A 20,300-nucleotide genomic window follows, 5' to 3' on the forward strand; every position below is an offset into this window, starting at 1 on the left:
GATTAAAATTTGAGATTAATGCTGTTAGGTACTCAAAGAATGCTTTTAAGTTCAATTTAAGCTTCATTTTTTAACTTAAGGTCATTGAAGAGAGTATTGCTACAGTAATGTCTAATTTAATACAACGTATCAAACAACGAGAAGTCTCCATTTCCCTCACTGCCTTTAATTTTATTGTTGCAGTCTGGTTAGGGCTATGCCTGAACTTTGGTTTTCTGGGCAAAGTTCAAGCGCTTACTCCTTATCAAGGTATAAAAGCCCAGCTCTTTTTGATTGCTACAGCTTTAGTATTGATTGCTTTATACAATCTATTACTACAGCTCTTAGATTGGAAATGGACCGCAAAATTCTTTGCAATCATTCTGGTATTTATTGGTGGTTTTAGTGCCTATTTTGTCAATTCATTGGGTGTGATAATTTCACCTGATCAAATTCAGAACATGGCACAAACTGATTCTGGTGAAGTTGCAGACTTGCTCTCTTTTCAATTTTTTGCATGGACCGTTAGTTTTGTTATTTTACCTATTCTTTTGATTTTATGGATCCGTATTAAACCAGAAAAAATAAGCAAGATTGTGCTTTTTAAAGGGCTTAATATTGTGGGTTCTTTAGCTGTTATTGGTGGGTTATTATTTGTATTCTATGTCGATTATGCAGCTATTTTTCGTGAGCATCGTGATCTAAAAGGTATGATTTCACCTCAAAATACAGTGGCTTCAACGCTTTCATATTTCCATAAAAAAGCACCTAAAAAGAATTTGCCTTTGATTCGTTATGGTGAAGATGCACATATCGTTGAGGATATTGCTTTACAGCATAAACCCAAATTGATGGTTTTGGTGGTGGGTGAAACAGCACGCGCAGAAAGTTTCGCGTTAAACGGTTATGCTAAAAATACCAATCCCGAACTATCTAAGCAGGCGAATATTATTAATTTTTCTCAAGTTAGTTCATGTGGTACTGCAACAGCTGTATCAGTACCTTGTATGTTTTCAGGTATGCCACGTGTAAATTATGATGAGCAACTTGCGAGTCACCGAGAAGGATTATTGGATATAGCACAACGTGCAGGGTATAAGGTGACTTGGATTGATAATAATTCAGGCTGTAAAGGTACCTGTGATCGTGTTGAGAAGTTTGTTATTCCTCAAGAATTAGAAAAGAAATGGTGTCAAGGTGGTGAGTGTTTAGATGGTATTTTGGTTGATAGTTTAAATGTATATCTCAAGCAATTACCTAAAGATGACAAACAGCCTCATTTGATTGTTTTACACCAAATGGGCAGTCATGGACCAGCTTATTACAAGCGTGCACCGAATGAATTTAAGAAATTTAAACCAACCTGTGAAAGCAATGCGATTCAAGGGTGCTCTTCAACTGAATTAATCAACACTTATGATAATTCGATTGTCTATACTGACCATATTTTGAATCAAGTGATTGAAAGCTTAAAGCAGCAAGACAACTATCGAACTGGTTTCTGGTATTTGTCTGATCATGGTGAGTCTACAGGTGAGCGTGGCATGTATTTGCATGGCGCACCTTATGCAATTGCGCCTACTCAACAGACTCATGTCCCGATGTTCATGTGGTTTTCAGAGAACTGGAAAGCTGCATCTGCAAAACAAATTAATTGTTTAACTCAACAAAAAGCAGCAAAATTGAGTCAAGATAATTTATTTCCAAGTCTTTTGAGTTTATTGAATATTCAAACTCAGGTGATTGATCAAAAGAACAATATGTTGCACCAATGTGCAGTGAACAGTTGATTGAAAGGACATAGAGCATGACCAAAATTTTAATGATAGAAGATGATTTTATGATTGCAGAATCATCGAAAACATTGTTGAAATACCAAGGCTTTGATGTTGAATGGGTCAATAATGGCTTAGATGGTTTAAAACTCATCTCAGAAAAACAATTTGATTTGGTTTTACTCGATTTAGGCTTGCCAATGATGGACGGAATGCAAGTTTTAAAGCAAATTCGTCAACGTTCAGGTTTACCTGTACTGATTATTTCAGCACGTGATCAATTACAAAATCGTGTTGATGGTTTAAACCAAGGTGCAGATGATTACTTGATTAAACCTTATGAATTTGATGAGCTTGTAGCGCGTATTCATGCATTATTACGCCGTTCTGGAGATGCTGCAAAAGAGGTGATGGGGCAGTCATCGAATCTGTTAAAGAATGGTGAGATTGTTTTAGATGTTGAACAACATATCGCAACATTGAAAGGTGAACCAGTTGAGCTGTCTAATCGAGAATGGGCAATTTTGATTCCACTGATGACGCATCCCAATAAAATATTTTCTAAAGCAAATTTAGAAGATAAATTGTATGCTTTTGATAGTGAAATCAACAGCAATACGATTGAAGTTTATGTTCATCACATCCGTTCAAAATTAGGTAAAGATATTATTCGTACAATTCGTGGTTTAGGCTATCGTTTGGGGCAAGCACATAAAGCAGAATAATATGGGAACTGCATTTTCTCTAAGAAAGCGTTTAATTCGTTATACCTCTATCTTTAGTATTTTATTGGGCTGCGTATTAATTTTTTCAGCTTATAAAATTTCTTTAGAAGAAATTAATGAAATTCTTGATGCACAAATGGTTTATTTGGCGGAGCGGGTTGAACTTAACCCTCGACCTATTCAAAGCCATTTTGATGAGCATAAGCGCTATCATGAGGAGGATCTATTTATAGATGTTTGGTCTTATGCAAACCTTCAACAGGTTCAAAACACCCCTCATCATGTGATTATTGAGCCTAAGCAGAAAGCAGGGTTTTATAGTCAAGAGACCGCAAATGGGACATGGATTACCTATATTTTACCGACAGCGAACTTTCAGATTCAAATTAGTCAACAGGAAAAAGTCAGAGAGCATTTGGCTTTAGAGCTTGCAGGAAGCATGTTTTTGCCTTATTTGTTGATTATTCCATTTGCTTTATTGGGCTTGGTCTATATTATTCGCCGCAGCTTAAAACCTTTAGAGGACTTTAAATCTGAATTGGCAAAGCGTGATTCTAATTCGTTGGTGGCGATTCAAAATGCGCATTATCCAGAAGAATTATCGCCTACCATTCAGGAAATGAATCATTTATTTGAGCGGATTTCTGAAGCACAACAAGAGCAGCGGCAATTTGTAGCGGATGCTGCGCATGAACTCAGAACCCCCATAACAGCATTGAATTTACAAACTAAAATTTTAATGAGCCAATTTCCTGAAGAGGAAAATCTAAAAAATCTCAGTAAAGGTTTAGCACGTATGCAGCATTTAGTGACGCAGTTACTTGCTTTGGCGAAACAAGATGCTTCGCTGAATCATGAAGTGCAAGTCACGCAATTTAAACTGAATGATGTTGCACTCAATTGCGTCGAGCAATTGATGAATCTAGCGATGGAAAAAGATATTGATTTGGGTTTTATACGTAATGAAACTGTTGTGTTAAAAAGCGTAGAACATAGCCTTCATTCGATTATTTTTAATTTAATTGATAATGCAATTAAATATACACCTGTCTCAGGAATGATTAATATTTCAGTTTTTGCTGATATCCATGATTTTGCTTATGTTTTAATTGAAGATAGTGGTCCAGGCATAGACACAGAGATGTATGATAAAGTGTTAAAACGTTTTTATCGTGTGCATCATCACTTAGAGGTGGGAAGTGGTTTAGGTTTGTCGATCGTAGATAAAGCCATACAGCATTTGGGTGGCGAGCTATTACTTTCTCGCAGCGAGGAATTAGGCGGTTTAAGTGTTTTGGTTAAAGTACCTGTTCAACTCAATATTAAACCTACCGAATAATCTCAAATTCCTCAATAAATGAACCATATCCTTTTAAATCAAAGGAAGTGGTTCATTCTTTTTCATATACTGGAAAAATGTCAGGCATTTATGCATTCTTCGCCCATCACTTCCTAATTTTTCTAAACTAAAATTTGCAACCCAATTGAGTTTGTTCCCAATTCGACAGATTTCATTATACTTCGATTTGCATGGGTAGATTTCAGCAATAAAAATATCACAAGCTTGTGCAATTTCATCATCATTGAAACGGAATGCTGTTGAAAAAATAAAACATAACCAATCACGAATTTGGCAAGTTTCTAGATCTAGCATTTCGCCTGGGTCTGTTTCAAAGTCGATAAAAGTAAATTCTTTGTGGCGATTGACTAAAATATTGCGCGCAAAAGCTTCGCTGAGATAACTTCCTTTCTGGTGAACTGCTTGAATTGCTGAAATTGCTTCACGAAAGAATTCTAATTTTTTCGCTGTATTCCCCTCCATTCTAATCAATGCTTGGTCAAGTTGCATGACCTGATCACCAGCGTCTTCAATCAATAGACCTTGAGAGCAATTCGCTAAAATCTGAGGTGTGGGAATACCTAATGACTGTAATTCAGTGAGACGATGAACTTCACAATAAATTGACTTACTTCCACCATAGTTAGGAATTGGAGTTAAAGCTTCAATATTAAGAATGCGTGCAACCCATTTTAATGGCATATAAATCCATGCAGAGTGTCGTTCTGAAGCTTTTTTAAGCCACACTTTGCTGTTATCCAGTTGATAAGGTTGGATATTTGAGTCTTGAGCTTTAAGAGTATTACGGAGAAATTTAGAAAAATTACTCATATTTACACGCATAACATTACTAAATTGTTTTGAGTATAATCAAAATATATTAAATTGTAAAAATTAAGATTAGTTTAATAATTTAATATTTAAATTTTGTATAATTTCTGCCTTTTTAATTATTCATTTGATCTCGTTCATTAATTAAAAATGATCGTATCCAATGAACTTTATGGTTTTTATACAAATTGCGAGAAACTTTAGAGAGCATCTATTTTGTATTGTTGAGTCATAGATGGTCTTTTTATAATGGTGACATGGATGTTGTTATGTTGAACGAGGGTGATGGGCAAAACAAAGCACTGCTTTGTTTGCAGCGTAAGAATGCCGTTGAACAAAAAAATGGTTGAGAAAAGTGAAGCATCAGCTGCACAAATTTATTTAAACTTTAGCTGTAAAGTGTGAAAATGGAAGTTTAAAATCTTTCAATAATATTTTTATCACATTGATTTTATTGATTAAGAAAAATTATATTTTACTCAATGCGTTTTTAACAGATTGACTATAATGTATAAAGACTCAAATTTATGATGATTTAGAACAGCCAAAGAGTCATCCTGCGACCTTGACCCTATAACGAAAAGTTGTTATTAGATAGCGGTTCTAAATTTATTATAGAAAATACGATAGACCAATAAATTAAACGTATAAATAATCCAACCTGTCCAAAGATTATGGCTAAGGAAATGTGCTCCACGCATCATTTGCCCCCAACCTGTAATAAAGCCAAGAACAAGCCCTAAGCATAAGAAAAAATAGGCGATTTTAGGATTCGATTTTCTAAAAACAAAAAATCCTGTGAGTAGTGAAAAACCTGTACTTGCATGACCACCTGGAAAACAATGACCTTGGGTTGCAGAAAAATCCCAAACATAACCAAATGCAGTAGATTCAGTCATCGACCATGGACATGCATGTGCTGAGTGTGATTTTAATAATCCAATCAAAACAGTAGATAAAACACTGACCCAAAATAAATAACCAAGTTGCCATTTAAAGGCTTTGAGTTGATCAAACTTAAAAGAAGCAATCCATGAGAGTAGAATAATGACAAAAAAACCAATGACCAAATGTTTAATCAATTTGTGATTGATTTCTACTAAAAACCAGTTATTTTTTAATGGAAAATTTCCAGCAGAATCTATCCAAGGGTGGATCAACTGCATATCAATTGCACCACCAACCGGGAACATGAATAATAATATTAAAAATAGTATTCCCAATAATAAACTGTTTTTTAAAAAGAATTTATGCGACTCTAAAAAAGGCATGAAAAGGATCACTCAGTTGAATCATTTTAATCGTTTGCTATTAGAAAAAAATAAACTTAAATCAGACTTAATTAACCAACTCATTAAAAGAACTGACGAGTTTGATATCTGCTCATAATAAAAATGATTCAACTTTAAGTGATTATCATTCTACTTATTATTCCAGTAAAAAGTCTCTTAAAATAGCAATCCATCATAATGAAATATTGATGATAAATAATGGGCATGGAGATTAATTTATTGTCATTTAAATAAAATATAAAAAAGCGGCTGTGAAAGCCGCTAAAAATGAAAAATAGAATAAAATGTTAAATATTAAAACATCGCATCCTCAGAGTTTGCTGAAATTTTATGTATGGATAAATCTGCTCCACGAAATTCATCTTCTTGTGATAGGCGAATACCCATAGTGACTTTGAGTATACCATAGACAGCAAATCCACCTGCAAGCGCAAGCAAAATGGCAAGCAGTGTACCAATGATTTGTGAGATCATGGATACGCTTCCGATTCCTCCCAACCATTGTTGTCCGAATAGCCCAACAGCAATGCCACCAAAAGCACCGCATACCCCATGCAAAGGCCATACCCCTAAAACATCATCAACTTTAAGTTTGTTTTGTGTATAAGTGAACAATTTGACAAAAATAAAACCTGCACAGATACCAATGAGCAGCGCACCAATCGGATGAACGACATCTGAACCAGCACAGATTGCAACTAAGCCAGCCAATGGACCATTATGTAAAAAGCCAGGATCTTCTTTGCCAAAGAAATTTGCAGAAAGTGTACCGCCAACCATCGCCATCAGTGAATTAATCGCAACTAAACCTGAAATGGCATCAACACGTTGAGCACTCATCACGTTAAAGCCAAACCAACCAACAATTAAGATCCAAGAACCTAATGCCAGGAAGGGAATTGAAGATGGTGGGTGTGCACTGACACGTCCATCTTTTTTATAACGCCCATTGCGTGCACCGAGGAGTAAAACTGCTGCCAATGCAATCCATCCACCCATAGCATGAACAACCACTGAACCAGCAAAATCATGGAATCCTGCACCAAATGTATCCGCTAACCATTTTTGCAGTCCAAGATTGCCATTCCAAGCAATGCCTTCAAAGAAGGGATAAACCAAAGCGACAATAAAAAGCGTAGCAATGGCTTGAGAGCGCATTTTTGCACGCTCTGCAATACCACCTGAAACAATTGCAGGAATAGCAGCAGCAAAGGTTAGCAAGAAAAAACAACGCATCAAATTGTAGCCGTGTTCAGCGGATAGCGTGGTGCCTGTATGGAAAAAATGCTGCCCATAAGCAATATAATAGCCAATGAAAAAATAGGCGATTGCTGAGATTGAAAAGTCAGTAATGATTTTACTGAGTGCATTGACTTGATTTTTATGACGAACTGTTCCCAATTCTAAAAAAGCAAATCCTGCATGCATAGCGAGTACAAGCACTGCGCCAAGCAAAAGAAAGAGAAGATCAACGTTTTGCATATACGATTCTTTTTGGTGCTATATGTCACAAATTGGTTCAAGTATAACCAAGCAAATCTATTCGTGAAGTATCTGACTGTATGAAAAAATAGATCAAAAAATTCAAAATATTATTAAGACTCGATATAAAGCAAAAGCCTGCACTAAATTGGAATTATTGCACTAAGTTGATGCAATAATACAACATGGCTTAATTTTTAAGGCATTGATATTTATTAAGTTAATTTTTATGGTTGAATGTTGAGTGTTAAAAATAAAATTCGCACTTAAAAACAATCCGATCAGTTGTATCAATGAAATTCAAAAAAAGTCTTACTTTTGCACTGTAGGGCTTGAACATGCTTTGTTTTTGTATTCCAAACGATCCTTTTCAAATTTTTGTCCGTTCCATTTATACACGTTAAAACATTTTGATCCATCATTGATGGCAATATCTGGCCAACCATGTCTGCCTAAAGTTGAAAGAAATTCAGGTTGACCGCGACTATTAAAAATTCGAACCCATTTCCGATCAGTTTGTTGAGTGACAATATAAAATCCAATCCCTGTGTCGGCATAGCATCCAATACCACCATCTACCACAATTGCATCAGGGCGACCATCTTTATTCAAATCACCATAATATGAAATATTGCCTAAACTACAACGGCTTTCCCAACCTAGATTGGTTTTTTTAAATTTTGCACTTTTAAAAATCTCTATTTGGATCTCTTCAGGTATTTTGGGAAGTGTGGCGTGACTCATTTGAGCCAACAATATGGACAGCATGCTTGAAATAAAAATTATGATATCTTTCATCATTTTACCTAATTATTTTGTGATTTGGTTATCATTATTTTTAAAATATGTATTTTAATCAAGCTTTTATTGTGTAATGACAGGATTAATATAGGCTGAAAATAATTTCAACACTCAGTTTAATTTTTATCATTAATAATTTCATGTGCTTAGGAGGGTTTAGTGATGTTTTTCAGAGTTGTAAGTAAATATTTGATATAGAATTAAAGAATGTTAATGATCAATATAAAAAGCATGATTTCTCATTTTTGCAGTTATTATTTTAAAACCGTAACCTGTTGCTTTGTACTCAGCTTTTTATCTCATTCACTTTTTGCTCAAACTACCCAATATAAAACTTATCGTTCTAAAGTACTGAACTGTGGTGATGCCACATTTCAAGTCATTTCACAATGTGATGATTCAATAGATGGAGCAGAATCAGGAAGTGCGGGGCAGATACGGGACTCTTGTTCATCCAGTCAATTGCTGATCAACTGGAAAGAACAACAGAAAGTTTTGAACTTCCCAATCACCACGCCACAACAGAAAAACTTCTTAGAACATAAAGGTTATCATTTTAACTCTGTTATTCAATTTGGTGATTGGGCACCACAGAGCTTGGCATGTGGTCAAGCACAAGGTATTACAGGTTATTTTGTGATTGTGAATCAAGCCACGACCAATGATATCAATCAAGAGTATCGTGGCAAAGGTTCATTGAGTGAAGCCCCTATTGTATTAAACCTGAATGGAAGCTTCACCAGTGATTCAATCAAACAAAAAATCTATATTTTGCAAGAACAAAATAAACTTAAAATTTCTAAAGTAATTGGTGCAAATGCGATTTTTGCCGATGAAGAATAAAGAGGATTATCTTCCTATAAGGTTTAGGAAGCTACTATATAATTTGAATATGTTTATTTCCTAAGCTTTGAACCGTATCAACTATATCGGAGACAGTTTATTTTCTTACGTTCTGAATAAAGATAGGTTAAAGTCAAAACTTATCATAATTTTTGGTTGATATGTTGTTGATTCTATTTTAATTTATTAAAATAAACTTCCCCTAATAGATAAGAAATATTATAGTTCAAGTCGATTTTCCTATTTATATTGACCCATGAGCTTAAAATTAGATGTTCTTTTGAAACAGAATTCTGAGAATCTTTCTCCAAAGCAAAAAAAATTTAATCGTCTTATTAAAAAAGTCGAACAGCTTAAAGTGTTGCTAAGTGAATGGGAGCATGCACAAAATGATATACAAAAACGTGCCAGTGGTGAGATTCTCCCTAAATATGCTGAATTACACCAAATAATGTTCCAACAATTGGAAATATTGTGGAAACATAAACTAGAAACAAAATGGGCTAAAACCCAAGCTTTGAGATTAGATGATTTGATTGAGTCCGTTGCTAGTCAATTGATGATTGTGGATACACTTTCTGAAAAGCAATTTGAGTTAGTTGAAAAGATATTATCTAGCTATGAAATATCTGAAGATGAATTTTTTAAAGCGGATATAAAAGAACATCAGCTCGAGGAAATGAATATAGTAGACCAAGAAGAATTGACAGCCGAGCGGCTAGACGAAATTAATAAACGTGCTTTCATTGAAATGATGGCAAGCAAATTAGGTGTTGAGTCTGATTACTTTGATTTTGAATTTAATTTATATGATCATGATGATTTTATAGAAAAATTGCATGAAAAAATGGAAAAAGATCGTGAGCAAGAGTTTTTAAAGCAATTAAATAAAACGGATAGAGATGATTATGAAAGAAAATTGAAAAACGAAAAGGATAAGCAAAAGAAATTAGCTGAGAAAAGAGCATTGGCTAAACAAAAAGCTAACCAGTCATTTAAAAATATTTATTTGAAAATTGCGTCTTTGATTCATCCTGATCGCGAGCAGAATGAAGAGAGAAAAATTGAGAAAACGGAAATATTACAGCGTGTTAATCAAGCTTATGAAAACAAGGATCTATTTGCTTTACTCAAATATCAAATTGAGTTTACCGCAAGTGTAGAAAAATTTAATAATTTAGCTAAAGAACAATTAGAGTTTTACAATATTAACTTGGAAGAACAAGCTGAAGAACTTCAGTCTAAAATTGATGATATTATTTACTCTTTCGATTGGAATGACCATATCGATATGCATTCACTAGGTAGGATTAAAGTAAAAGATTTATATAAAAAATTTGATAAAGATGTATTGATCATCAAAAAAAATCTTGAAAGAGCAGAGCGTGCTTTAGAAATTTTTAGTGATAGAGCGGAATTAAAATCCTTATTGCGGAAAAGATATTATTGACCAGTTGCTTTATCTTCTATTGACGTGGCAGGCTTTTCATGACACCCAACAAGAAAAATGATTAAAGTTCCAAGAAAAAAATGATGATTCATGTGATTTAAGTAATTTATTTATTTTCGATACCTCAGATTCTATCTTAAAAATTGCTTCTGTCAGGTCAAATGTCCTAAATTGAGCTTAGATTGTATGGTTGTTAATTCACATTTACTTAGCTTGGTTGAACAGGTCAGTGGAGAATATTTTGATTGTTTCAAATTCTGATCAAATTTTATCTATCGTGATTACCGGTGGAACTCGTGGAATTGGTTTAGGCTTAGCGGAAGCTTTTTTAAAGCTGGGTTGGTCAGTCATGATTTCAGCACGGAATAGTACTCAACTCAATCAAGTAGTTGCTGATTTAGGGGTACGTTATTCAGCTCAGCGAATTTGTGGCGTCTGTTGTGATGTGGCTCATTATGAAGATCTCCAAAAATTATGGGATGAAACAATTTTAAAATTTGGTCAGGTTAATGTCTGGATCAATAATGCTGGTACGTGTAATGCAGCAAGCGCCTTTACAGACATTACTCATACTGACATAGAAAATGTGATTAAAACCAATGTACTTGGTACGATGTTGGGTTCACAAGTGGCATTAAAAGGTATGACTCAACAAGGTTTTGGGCAAATTTTTAATATGGAAGGTTGGGGTAGCCGTGGTGAATGGAGTGCAGGAATGACGCCTTATGCAACCAGTAAACGGGCAGTTGCTTATCTAAATCATGCATTAAATAAAGAAGCCAAGCAAAGCAATATTTTGATTGGTACCTTAAGCCCTGGAATGGTGGCAACAGATTTGTTGATTTCTTCTTGGCAGCAAGGTGAAGTTAAAAACTGGCACAAAATGAAATGGCTATTTATGTTTGTGATCGACCCACCTGAGCAAGTGTGTGGTTATTTGGCAAAACGTGTAAGCCAAAATAATAAGCGCAATGCGCGTATCGTCTGGATGACACCGTGGCGTTTGTTGCTTCGTTTTTTTCAACCTTATTATTGGAAAAGAAATCCTGTACAGGGGACAGCTTTGGATCAACTCAAGGAATAGTGATTTTGCTTTGATGTATTCTTGGAATGATATTGAAAGAGCATACTTCCACCCTCTCCTAAAAGGAGAGGGATCTCCATTGTGTATAGAATAATTATTTAATGAGCAATGAAATTATCCTCTCTGTGGGGGGAGGGCTAGGGAGAGGGAAAATAAATTGAAGCTAAACCCAAAATTATTAGAATACGCATAAATCTATGCGACACGATGCCACAGATGCCGAACATCTCATGTGGCAAATTTTACGAGCTCAACGATTTATGAATTTAAAGTTTCGTCGTCAACATGTGATTGAGCCTTATATCGTCGATTTTTATTGTCATGAATTGAGCTTAGTGGTTGAGTTGGATGGTGGTCAGCATAATACAGATGTAGGCGTAGCTTGTGATAATGGAAGAACTCAGTTTTTAGAGGCTTTGGGACTTAAAGTTATTCGTTATTGGAATGATGATGTATTGAATCGGAGTGAGGTAGTATAGGAGGATTTTTTGAATATCTGTATTGAATTTAAAGACATCTCTCCCTAACCCTCTCCTGATAGGAGAGGGAACTCTATTTCGTATCAAATAAATATTAAATTCTTAAAGAGTGTTCTTTTCACATTTTGGGGAAGATTGAGGTGTTGGAATTTATACAGATATTTTTAGTTATTTCTCTTTAGCCCTCTCTTTGGAGGTGAGAGAAACCTGATCTTAGCCAGTATTGGGTATCAAATAACTATTCAATTAGTAATCAAAGTTCCCCTCTCCCTATGGGACAGGGCTAGGGTGAGGGTAATTCTTGAAAAAATTAGAGTGTATCAATTCGTTTTATTTTGCGAATTGATCTTTAAGTTAAATGGATATGAAATTGTTAAATTTTGGTTAAAAAAACATCATTGATCAAGTGTTGCTAAATCACTATTCATTATGAGTAAAATAAATTCTTCAAAATGATTACAAACCTTATTGTGCGTGTTACAGATTTCATAAATGCCTAATTCATTGCCATATTCATCTAGTTTGACGGCATAAGTAGTTATCCAGAGTAAGAATTCTGAAAATACAAAACAATTGGCATGAGGAAAGTTTTCAAGACCTTTTAAGTCTTTTGTCGGTTTAAATTCAGTTAAAGAAAAGAACGAATAGCCCTCATCACCAAAATTGGCTTCACCTGTACCATTGAATAAAATATTCTTTAAAAATTTGTGGAAGTTTAACCTCGTATTTTTGTTCTAATTTTATTATTTTTAACAGTGTCGCCGGCTGATTGATACGTAAATTTTGATTGATGAAATGTTGTTTTAATTTTTGAATAACCATGATTATTCTACTCAAAAAAGAAGGAAGCTTAATTAAGCTTCCTTCTTCTAAGATAAAATTACAAGTTTAAATTAAAGCGCCGCAATTTGTTCCATATTGGCTTTGATTTTCACCAATTGATCAGCAAACTCAGTGAGTTTGGCTTTTTCACCTTCAACCACCGCAGCAGGCGCTTTCGCCACAAAACCTTCATTGGCAAGTTTAGATGCAATCTGATCATGTTGCTTTTGCACTTTATCCAAGTCTTTTTGCAAACGCCCAAGTTCAGCTTTAGGATCAATCAAACCTTTCATTGGAACAAATACAGAAATACGACCCACAACAGAGGACGATGACAATGGCGGTTGTTCAGCATCTGTTAGGAAAGTAATACTTTCAACTTTAGCCAATGCTTTAAACAATGGTTCAATACGTGCAATCTGCGCTTTTTCGGCATCTGTTGTGTTTTGCAACAATACTGGCAATAAACGGGCATTACCTAAGCCCATTTCACCACGGATATTACGTACCGCACCAATCAAACCTTGTAATCCAAGCATGTCTGCTTCAGCCTGTTCGTTGATACGTTCAGGATTTGGTACAGGATATTGTGCCAACATGATGGTTTCGCCTTGGAGACCAATCATTGGTGCAAGTGTTTGCCAGATTTCTTCAGTCAAGAATGGCATGATTGGATGCGCAAGACGCAAAGATGCTTCCATCACTGAAAGAAGAACACGGCGAACTTCAGCTTTACGCTCAGTCGATACATTTTCATCATTCAGAACAGGCTTAGTCAGTTCTACATACCAGTCACAGTATTCATTCCAGATGAACTCATAAATCGCTTGTGCAGCCAAATCTAAACGATAGGTCGCAAACGCTTGTTGAACAGCAGCTTCTGCTTTTTGTAAACGGCTGACAATCCACTGTTCAGGAAGTTCCCAAAGATCTTGACGGACTTCCTGACCAATCGGCTGTTGTTCACAGTTCATCATTACGAAACGTGTTGCGTTCCAGATTTTGTTGGCAAAGTTACGGTAGCCCTCAACACGTTTCATATCGAACTTGATATCACGACCCGTATTGGCAAGTGCACAGAATGTGAAACGAACCGCATCTGTACCGTAAGCTTGGATACCTTCTGGGAATTCTTTACGAGTTGATTTTTCGATCTTGGCAGCTTGTTTAGGATTCATTAAACCTGTTGTACGTTTTTGTACTAAGGTTTCAAGATCTACACCATCTATCAAATCTAAAGGATCAAGTACGTTCCCCTTAGATTTAGACATTTTTTGACCTTCACCATCACGCACCAAACCGTGAACATACACAGTTTTAAATGGAACTTGTGGTGTACCATCTTCATTTTTCATGAAGTGCATGGTCATCATGATCATTCGGGCAACCCAGAAGAAAATGATGTCAAAACCTGTGACCAAAACATCTGTAGGATGGAACGTATTTAAGAAATAGTTTTCTTTATCTTTCGCTTCATCGCCGGTCCAGCCCAATGTTGAGAATGTCCAAAGACCTGAAGAGAACCATGTGTCGAGTACATCTTCATCTTGGTTTAATTCAACATCAGCCGCGATATTGTTTTTCGTACGAACTTCTTCTTCAGAACGACCAACATAAATGTTGCCTTCAGCATCATACCAAGCAGGAATACGGTGACCCCACCAGAGTTGACGTGAAATACACCAGTCTTGAATGTTGTTCATCCAAGCCATATACATGTTGCTGTATTGCTCTGGAACGAATTTGATTTCACCATCTTTTACTGCTTGGATTGCAGGTTCAGCCAAAGGTGCAATTTTTACATACCATTGGTCAGTTAAGAGAGGTTCAATGATTACGCCAGAACGATCACCACGAGGTGGCTTCAATGTATAAGGCTGAATTTGTTCTAACCAACCTTCCGCTTCAGCTTGCTCAACTAACTTTTTACGCGCAGCAAAACGTTCTAAACCGACATAGTCTGCTGGTGCAGGAATCGTTTTAGAAATCGCTTCGCCTGCTTTGGCAATATATTCAAACTCAGCCAAAATTTCGGCATTTTTGTTGAAAATATTGATGATTGCGAGTTCACAGCGTTTACCCACTTCATAGTCATTGAAATCGTGTGCAGGGGTGATTTTTACACAGCCTGTACCGAATTCTTTGTCCACATATTCATCTTTAACAATCGCAACCGCACGACCTGTGATCGGTAAAATGATATTTTTACCAACAAGATGCGCATAACGTTCATCATCTGGTGCAACAGCAACGGCAGTATCACCAAGTAAAGTTTCTGGACGTGTTGTTGCAACGACGATGTAATTTTTACCATCGTGAGTTCGTAGTGATTGATCTTCAAAGAAATATTTGAAGTGCCACAATGAACCTTGTTCTTCCTTATCAGATTCAACTTCTAAATCAGAAAGCGCAGTTTGTAGTTTTGGATCCCAGTTAACAAGGCGTTTTCCACGATAAATCAAGCCTTGCTCATGCAGTTTTACAAATACTTCTTTAACTGCATTTGAAAGACCATCATCCATGGTAAAGCGTTCACGTGACCAGTCTACAGATGAACCAAGACGGCGAATTTGACGGGTAATTGTTCCGCCAGATTGTTCTTTCCATTCCCAGATTTTATCAATGAATTTCTCACGACCAAGGTCATGACGGCTGATGTCTTGGGCAGCCAATTGACGTTCAACCACCATCTGCGTCGCAATACCTGCATGGTCGGTACCTGGTTGCCAAAGGGTATTTTTACCAGACATACGGTTATAACGTGTCAAAGCATCCATGATGGCATTGTTAAAACCATGACCCATGTGCAAGCTACCTGTGACGTTCGGTGGCGGAATCATGATGCAGAATGAGTCGCCTTTACGAGAAGGTTGGAAATAACCTTTCTCTTCCCAAGTCTTGTACCATTTTTTCTCGATCTCGGTAGGATCGTAGGTCGTAGCAATGTTTTGCGCTGAATCAGTCATAGTAAAAACAGATCAAAAGTAAGTAAAAAATTGCATTCATTGTAGCAAATATTCTTCAGGAATGTTGAATCCTGTTGTGGAGTATTTACGTTGAATAAATTAAATATGAATAATCTTAGTTTTGATTGAATTTTTTGCTAAAAAATATGACAAATGTTGGAAAATAAAAGATTTTAACTTGGTCACATTTACAAATAGTTTTTTTAGATTATTGATTTATTGACATTATTTTATCGAGTTGCGATGTTGATGAGAGTATTTAAAGACAATGCAACATTTATATGGTTTTGTTAAGATCAAGTCTAGTCGGATAAAACAACAACAGGACATAGTGCAATGCAATATAAAATTGATTTATTAATCAAACAACACACTTATCAAGAGTTGAAAAGTATTACTCAAAGTTTAAATAATGGGGAAAAGCGGGATTTGGCAAAACAATTAGGCAATGTGTTTACGGATATGTCTTGCCAAGTATTAGATCAAGTTTTTGGAGCTTTACTCGAAGAACAGCGTAATAACCCAACATTAGATGCAACTGGTCAAAAAAAGCTGAAAGAGGCTGAACAAATTTTTTCTCAAATCGAAGGAGCTTTTAAAAAATATATGCCTTGGTCGATTTCCTTTTTTAGTAATGATCGTTTAAAACCAGTAGCAAATCATATTCTTAAAAAATTTGAGGATTCAGAGGCAAGTGAGGTGGTGATGTATTACCAATTAGATCGCCATCTTGGAGAAGAAGCGAGCAGTAACATCCAGAAAGTGATTGCTGGTGACACGCATGCTTTACCAGCAACCTTAAAAAATTTAGTTAAAATTATTGATCTGGGCGTATCTGAGTTTATCCGTGATCCTAAGACATTGTTAAAATTTAATTTTGTCGTTGATAAGACTTTAAATGGAGTAATCAATATGATCACCAGTACGGGGTATAAGCGCTTAGAAAAAGTGGGTGAGGAATATAATCCAAGTCACCCTGAAAAAGCTCAACATTATGCGAAACATTTTAGTAAGTTTTTAGTTGAGGCTTAAAGTCTAAATAAAGATGTCTGATTGATTTGACCTGCCTCGTGGTCTAATATTTATTTGTCCTATTCAAGAGCGTATTTACATGGAAAGTTTAGATGGAAAGGTGGTTTGGATTACGGGTGCATCATCAGGTATTGGTAAAGCTTTAGCTGCGGAATGTGCATTGCAGGGTGCGCAGGTGATCTTAAGTGCAAGACGTTTGGAAGAGCTGGAAAAAGTTCGTGTGAGTTTGCTTCACCCTGATCATCATCTTTCCGTAGCAATGGATATTACTGATGAAGCACAAGTTCGTCATGCCTATGAACAGGTCCTTGATCAAAAAGGGCGTATAGATTTGTTGATCAATAATGCCGGTTTAAGTCAAAGAGCATTGATTACAGAAACCAGTATGCAGACCGAACGTGCAATCATGGAAATTGATTATTTTTCACAAGTTTTTTTGACTAAACTGGTATTACCTACATTTATTGCTCAAAAATCAGGACGAATTGCTTATATCTCAAGTGTTGCTGGGTTGTTAGGAACACAATATCGTGCAACATACTCCGCGGCAAAGGCGGCTATTCATATGTGGGCAAACAGTCTACGGGCTGAAGTGGCGCAGGATGGGGTAAAAGTTTCGGTGATCTTCCCTGGTTTTGTGAAAACCAACGTTTCATTTAATGCTTTAAATGGGGCAGGTAAGCCACAAGCACATCAAGATGAAGCAATTGAAAATGGCTTGGAAGCTGATGATTTTGCAAAGCAAACTGTTTCAGCACTTTTAAACGGTCAAGAGTATATTGTAGTCGGTGGAACTAAAGAAAAGTTGGGGGTGTGGGTATCACGTTTGTCTCCTACAACTTTGTATAAGATGATCCGCAAGATGAAAGTGAAGTAATTGAAGCTACTTTATTTAAATACATCTAGTAGCAATTGATCTATCTATAAATATCTGTCCATACACTTATGTTATATGAGATACGCATGCAAAAAATTATATTTAAAATAAGTGGCTTATCTTTTGTTTTAAGTGGCGCTGCTTATGCTGGTCTGTGTGATGATCATCAAGTGGTCAACAAGGTCTTGAAACAAGCCAAAATTACGAAGGCTGAACAGTCATTGATTCACTGTAAATCTGACCCTGTTGATGATTCAACGATGATCATGGCTTATGCTCAGTGGATTTCTGTTAAAGATCGTCCAGAAGAAGGTGAATATTATTTGGATTTAATCAAGTTTAAGCCTGAAAACTTAAAGGTTATAGATCATTATCGTGTTACTGAACCCATGGTTTCTGATGCAATCAGTTTGGATTCAATTGAGTTGGATACAGCAAATTATAAAGTCACTGAATCAAATCGTGCATTGGGATTGAGATTGAATTATTCAGGGCATTCACAGCCCAATCCATTTTCCATGCAACTTTTAAATTTATATGATCTGAAAAATAAAAAGCAAATTTTGGACAGTTTGATTGTCACCCGAGATCGTGCAGAAACAGATATGGATTGTAATGCGGATGCAGAAGAGCGTACTTCTACGCTAGTGATGCAGAAAAATCAAACCAAAAAATATACCGATATTCTGGTCAATAGCAAAATTAAACGTTATCAGATGCAAATAGTCGCTGAGGAATGCCAAGAGGTGAATCATCAATTCAACCAACAACGTTTCACATTAAAATTTGATGGCAATCAATATCAAATTCCTCAAAGTTATAAAGATGAATATCAATATTAACAACAAGGTAGATCTTGGTTTATGGTCTGTAGTCTTGGTTAAGCGTTAAGGTGCTTTGATTAAAAATTTAGACATCAATTCCGCATTTTTCCCTCTCAACTGCCATGACATACACCGAACACCACCACCCATTTTGCAGACTTGAGCGGATTGAACAGGAATAACGGTTCGTTTGGTCAGTCGGCGAATCTGTTGCAGTGCAACAGCATCCTGTTTGATCCCAAATTGTGGAAAATAAATCCGTTCAGGAGTTACCAGCATATTGGTATATAAGCCACAAGCGGAACCAAATTTTTCATCGTAAATTTGGCTGCCATCATAAGGCGTCACAATCTCATGAATCTTGATATTGGGAATACCTCGTTGCAAATCTGCTTTGAGTTGTTTCGAATAGTCAAGATCTTCTGGATATGAGTTGATGACAACTGTTTCTTTTTCGATAAAGCTGACTACTCCATCTGCATGTTCTAAGCCACCTTGTTCATCTGCTTCAATAAATGCAATATGTTTTGCACCCGTCAGTTGAATTAGTTTTTGCCGTGCAGCAGTTTCAGATAAATGATTATCAGATAAAAATTTAGTGCTGATCACCACATTCCCATAACCATCTTCAACCCAATTACCGCCATCGTTCAGTAATGGAGTTTGGATAAATTGCAGTCCTGCTTTTTGACTATATGCTTTAAAGTCTGCTTGAACATCATCGGAAATGGCTTGAGCTTTTTTGCCTCCACCTTGTCCTGCTGCTGTATAACGAAAAAGAATAGATTGATTGGGATTAGCACTACTAAAATCACGCATCCAAATATCTTGCATTGGCGCTATAGCAACATGCTGTTTTCCCAAAGCTTTGACATAATCTGGATAAAGTTGTTGATCGGTTAAAATAACAACATTGTCACCATGTTGAATAATTTTTTTCGCATAATCGACATGAAAATCAAAAATGTCATCGATGACTTTTGAATAATATTTATCATGGCTCTGTGGTGAGGCAAGTACAATTAATTCTGCTTTTATGCTCAATGGAAGCATGGTGATCAATCCTATGCTAAGTTGCAGTGTTAAATTTTTCATTAAGCCAAGCCGATGTGCATCATTAAAAAGTTGTAGTTTTTTACGACCAAATCTAGGATATAACAGTTGAATCAATCCTGAGATTATCATGATCTGGCTGGCTGAAGTAAATCAAGATCATTCATTTTTGTACAGAACAAAACGAATGATCGATGTTTAAACACATACAATTATTAGGTTGCCGTACCATAAGCAAACACTTCAACCATGCCACCTTGCATGCCGAGTTCGGTTGTACTTAAACGTAAGCCCATAATATGGGTTGATCCTACATTCTCAGCTTGTTGTTTTAAACGTACAATTGCTTCGCGCCGTGCACGATCAACTACAGTTTCATAAGTGGTTAAACGTCCGCCAAAAAAATTCTGAATTTGTGCAATGATGTATTTAAAGTAATCATGAGAAATGACCACATTACTACTGATCAATTGCCCTTGGCGTTCAGAAGTCTGAAACTTATTGGTATCAATACGAATATGCGCAAGGCGTTGTTCTTTTTCCGCCAATTCCTTTAGATGCTTTTGTTCAATGAATCGCCCGAAGCCCCATCCAATAAAAAATAGAACCAGTGTTAATCCGATTTTAAAAATTAAACCATCCATTT

General features: G+C 36.0%; 16 protein-coding genes and 1 pseudogene. 10 read left to right on the forward strand and 7 right to left on the reverse strand.

What is annotated here, in order from left to right:
- Window positions 1-107 precede the first annotated feature (107 nt).
- From AC1Z3T_RS07625 to AC1Z3T_RS07635, 3 genes are read left to right on the forward strand one after another with little or no spacing between them, the layout of a single operon-like run.
- Complete coding sequence (locus AC1Z3T_RS07625) at window positions 108-1,769, forward strand: phosphoethanolamine transferase (protein ID WP_009585616.1); 1,662 nt, start codon at window positions 108-110, stop codon at window positions 1,767-1,769.
- Between the two features lie 17 nt (window positions 1,770-1,786).
- A complete protein-coding gene (locus tag AC1Z3T_RS07630; protein ID WP_004828166.1) occupies window positions 1,787-2,479 on the forward strand; it encodes a DNA-binding response regulator PmrA in 693 nt (230 codons plus the stop codon).
- A gap of 1 nt (window position 2,480) precedes the next feature.
- Window positions 2,481-3,818, forward strand: coding sequence for an ATP-binding protein (locus tag AC1Z3T_RS07635; RefSeq protein ID WP_100884640.1), 1,338 nt, complete (start codon window positions 2,481-2,483; stop codon window positions 3,816-3,818).
- Between the two features lie 33 nt (window positions 3,819-3,851).
- Here the strand turns inward: AC1Z3T_RS07635 and AC1Z3T_RS07640 are convergent, their stop codons facing one another.
- The 4 genes from AC1Z3T_RS07640 to AC1Z3T_RS07655 all read right to left on the reverse strand — a co-directional run bounded on the left by AC1Z3T_RS07640 (window position 3,852) and on the right by AC1Z3T_RS07655 (window position 8,221).
- Window positions 3,852-4,649, reverse strand: coding sequence for a BUD32 family EKC/KEOPS complex subunit (locus AC1Z3T_RS07640; RefSeq protein WP_034708197.1), 798 nt, complete (start codon window positions 4,647-4,649; stop codon window positions 3,852-3,854).
- 590 nt (window positions 4,650-5,239) lie between these two features.
- The gene (locus tag AC1Z3T_RS07645) at window positions 5,240-5,920 is read right to left on the reverse strand and encodes a phosphatase PAP2 family protein (protein WP_004828172.1); all 681 of its coding nucleotides are present in this window, start codon (window positions 5,918-5,920) and stop codon (window positions 5,240-5,242) included.
- A gap of 315 nt (window positions 5,921-6,235) precedes the next feature.
- Window positions 6,236-7,423: an ammonium transporter gene (locus AC1Z3T_RS07650; protein ID WP_100884641.1), complete on the reverse strand. Its 1,188-nt coding sequence runs from the start codon at window positions 7,421-7,423 to the stop codon at window positions 6,236-6,238.
- A 312-nt stretch (window positions 7,424-7,735) separates the two neighbouring features.
- Entirely contained in the window at window positions 7,736-8,221 is a 486-nt protein-coding gene (locus AC1Z3T_RS07655; protein WP_009585587.1) for a hypothetical protein, read from the reverse strand.
- A gap of 234 nt (window positions 8,222-8,455) precedes the next feature.
- Between AC1Z3T_RS07655 and AC1Z3T_RS07660 the strand changes: the two genes are divergently transcribed.
- The 4 genes and pseudogenes from AC1Z3T_RS07660 (at window position 8,456) to AC1Z3T_RS07675 (ending at window position 12,080) form a co-directional block, all read left to right on the forward strand.
- Complete coding sequence (locus AC1Z3T_RS07660; protein ID WP_100886255.1) at window positions 8,456-9,067, forward strand: hypothetical protein; 612 nt, start codon at window positions 8,456-8,458, stop codon at window positions 9,065-9,067.
- 256 nt (window positions 9,068-9,323) lie between these two features.
- Window positions 9,324-10,517: a hypothetical protein gene (locus AC1Z3T_RS07665; protein WP_005030784.1), complete on the forward strand. Its 1,194-nt coding sequence runs from the start codon at window positions 9,324-9,326 to the stop codon at window positions 10,515-10,517.
- A 241-nt stretch (window positions 10,518-10,758) separates the two neighbouring features.
- Window positions 10,759-11,601, forward strand: a complete 843-nt coding sequence (locus AC1Z3T_RS07670) for an SDR family NAD(P)-dependent oxidoreductase (RefSeq protein WP_005030783.1) — start codon at window positions 10,759-10,761, stop codon at window positions 11,599-11,601.
- Between the two features lie 157 nt (window positions 11,602-11,758).
- Window positions 11,759-12,080 (forward strand): annotated as a pseudogene (locus AC1Z3T_RS07675) (endonuclease domain-containing protein).
- An 893-nt stretch (window positions 12,081-12,973) separates the two neighbouring features.
- On the opposite strand, the gene AC1Z3T_RS07680 reads toward AC1Z3T_RS07675, so the two are convergent.
- Window positions 12,974-15,868, reverse strand: coding sequence for a valine--tRNA ligase (locus AC1Z3T_RS07680; RefSeq protein ID WP_042089346.1), 2,895 nt, complete (start codon window positions 15,866-15,868; stop codon window positions 12,974-12,976).
- 336 nt (window positions 15,869-16,204) lie between these two features.
- Here AC1Z3T_RS07680 and AC1Z3T_RS07685 point away from each other — a divergent pair, with 336 nt between their 5' ends.
- The 3 genes from AC1Z3T_RS07685 (at window position 16,205) to AC1Z3T_RS07695 (ending at window position 18,619) form a co-directional block, all read left to right on the forward strand.
- Window positions 16,205-16,900 (forward strand): hypothetical protein, encoded by a 696-nt coding sequence (locus tag AC1Z3T_RS07685; RefSeq protein ID WP_009585569.1) that lies wholly within the window; start codon window positions 16,205-16,207, stop codon window positions 16,898-16,900.
- A 79-nt stretch (window positions 16,901-16,979) separates the two neighbouring features.
- A complete protein-coding gene (locus tag AC1Z3T_RS07690) occupies window positions 16,980-17,777 on the forward strand; it encodes an SDR family NAD(P)-dependent oxidoreductase (protein ID WP_058970848.1) in 798 nt (265 codons plus the stop codon).
- An 86-nt stretch (window positions 17,778-17,863) separates the two neighbouring features.
- Window positions 17,864-18,619 carry a PA3715 family protein gene (locus tag AC1Z3T_RS07695; protein ID WP_058970851.1) on the forward strand — a complete coding sequence of 252 codons (756 nt, stop codon included), beginning with the start codon at window positions 17,864-17,866 and terminating at the stop codon, window positions 18,617-18,619.
- A gap of 45 nt (window positions 18,620-18,664) precedes the next feature.
- Here the strand turns inward: AC1Z3T_RS07695 and AC1Z3T_RS07700 are convergent, their stop codons facing one another.
- Both AC1Z3T_RS07700 and AC1Z3T_RS07705 read right to left on the reverse strand, forming a co-directional pair.
- On the reverse strand, window positions 18,665-19,696 hold the full coding sequence (locus tag AC1Z3T_RS07700) for an agmatine deiminase family protein (RefSeq protein WP_100886256.1): 1,032 nt from the start codon (window positions 19,694-19,696) through the stop codon (window positions 18,665-18,667).
- Window positions 19,697-19,869: 173 nt separating this feature from the next.
- Window positions 19,870-20,298: a YbjQ family protein gene (locus AC1Z3T_RS07705; RefSeq protein WP_100884643.1), complete on the reverse strand. Its 429-nt coding sequence runs from the start codon at window positions 20,296-20,298 to the stop codon at window positions 19,870-19,872.
- Window positions 20,299-20,300 lie beyond the last annotated feature (2 nt).

The sequence above is a fragment of the Acinetobacter sp. B-6 genome (assembly GCF_056930735.1).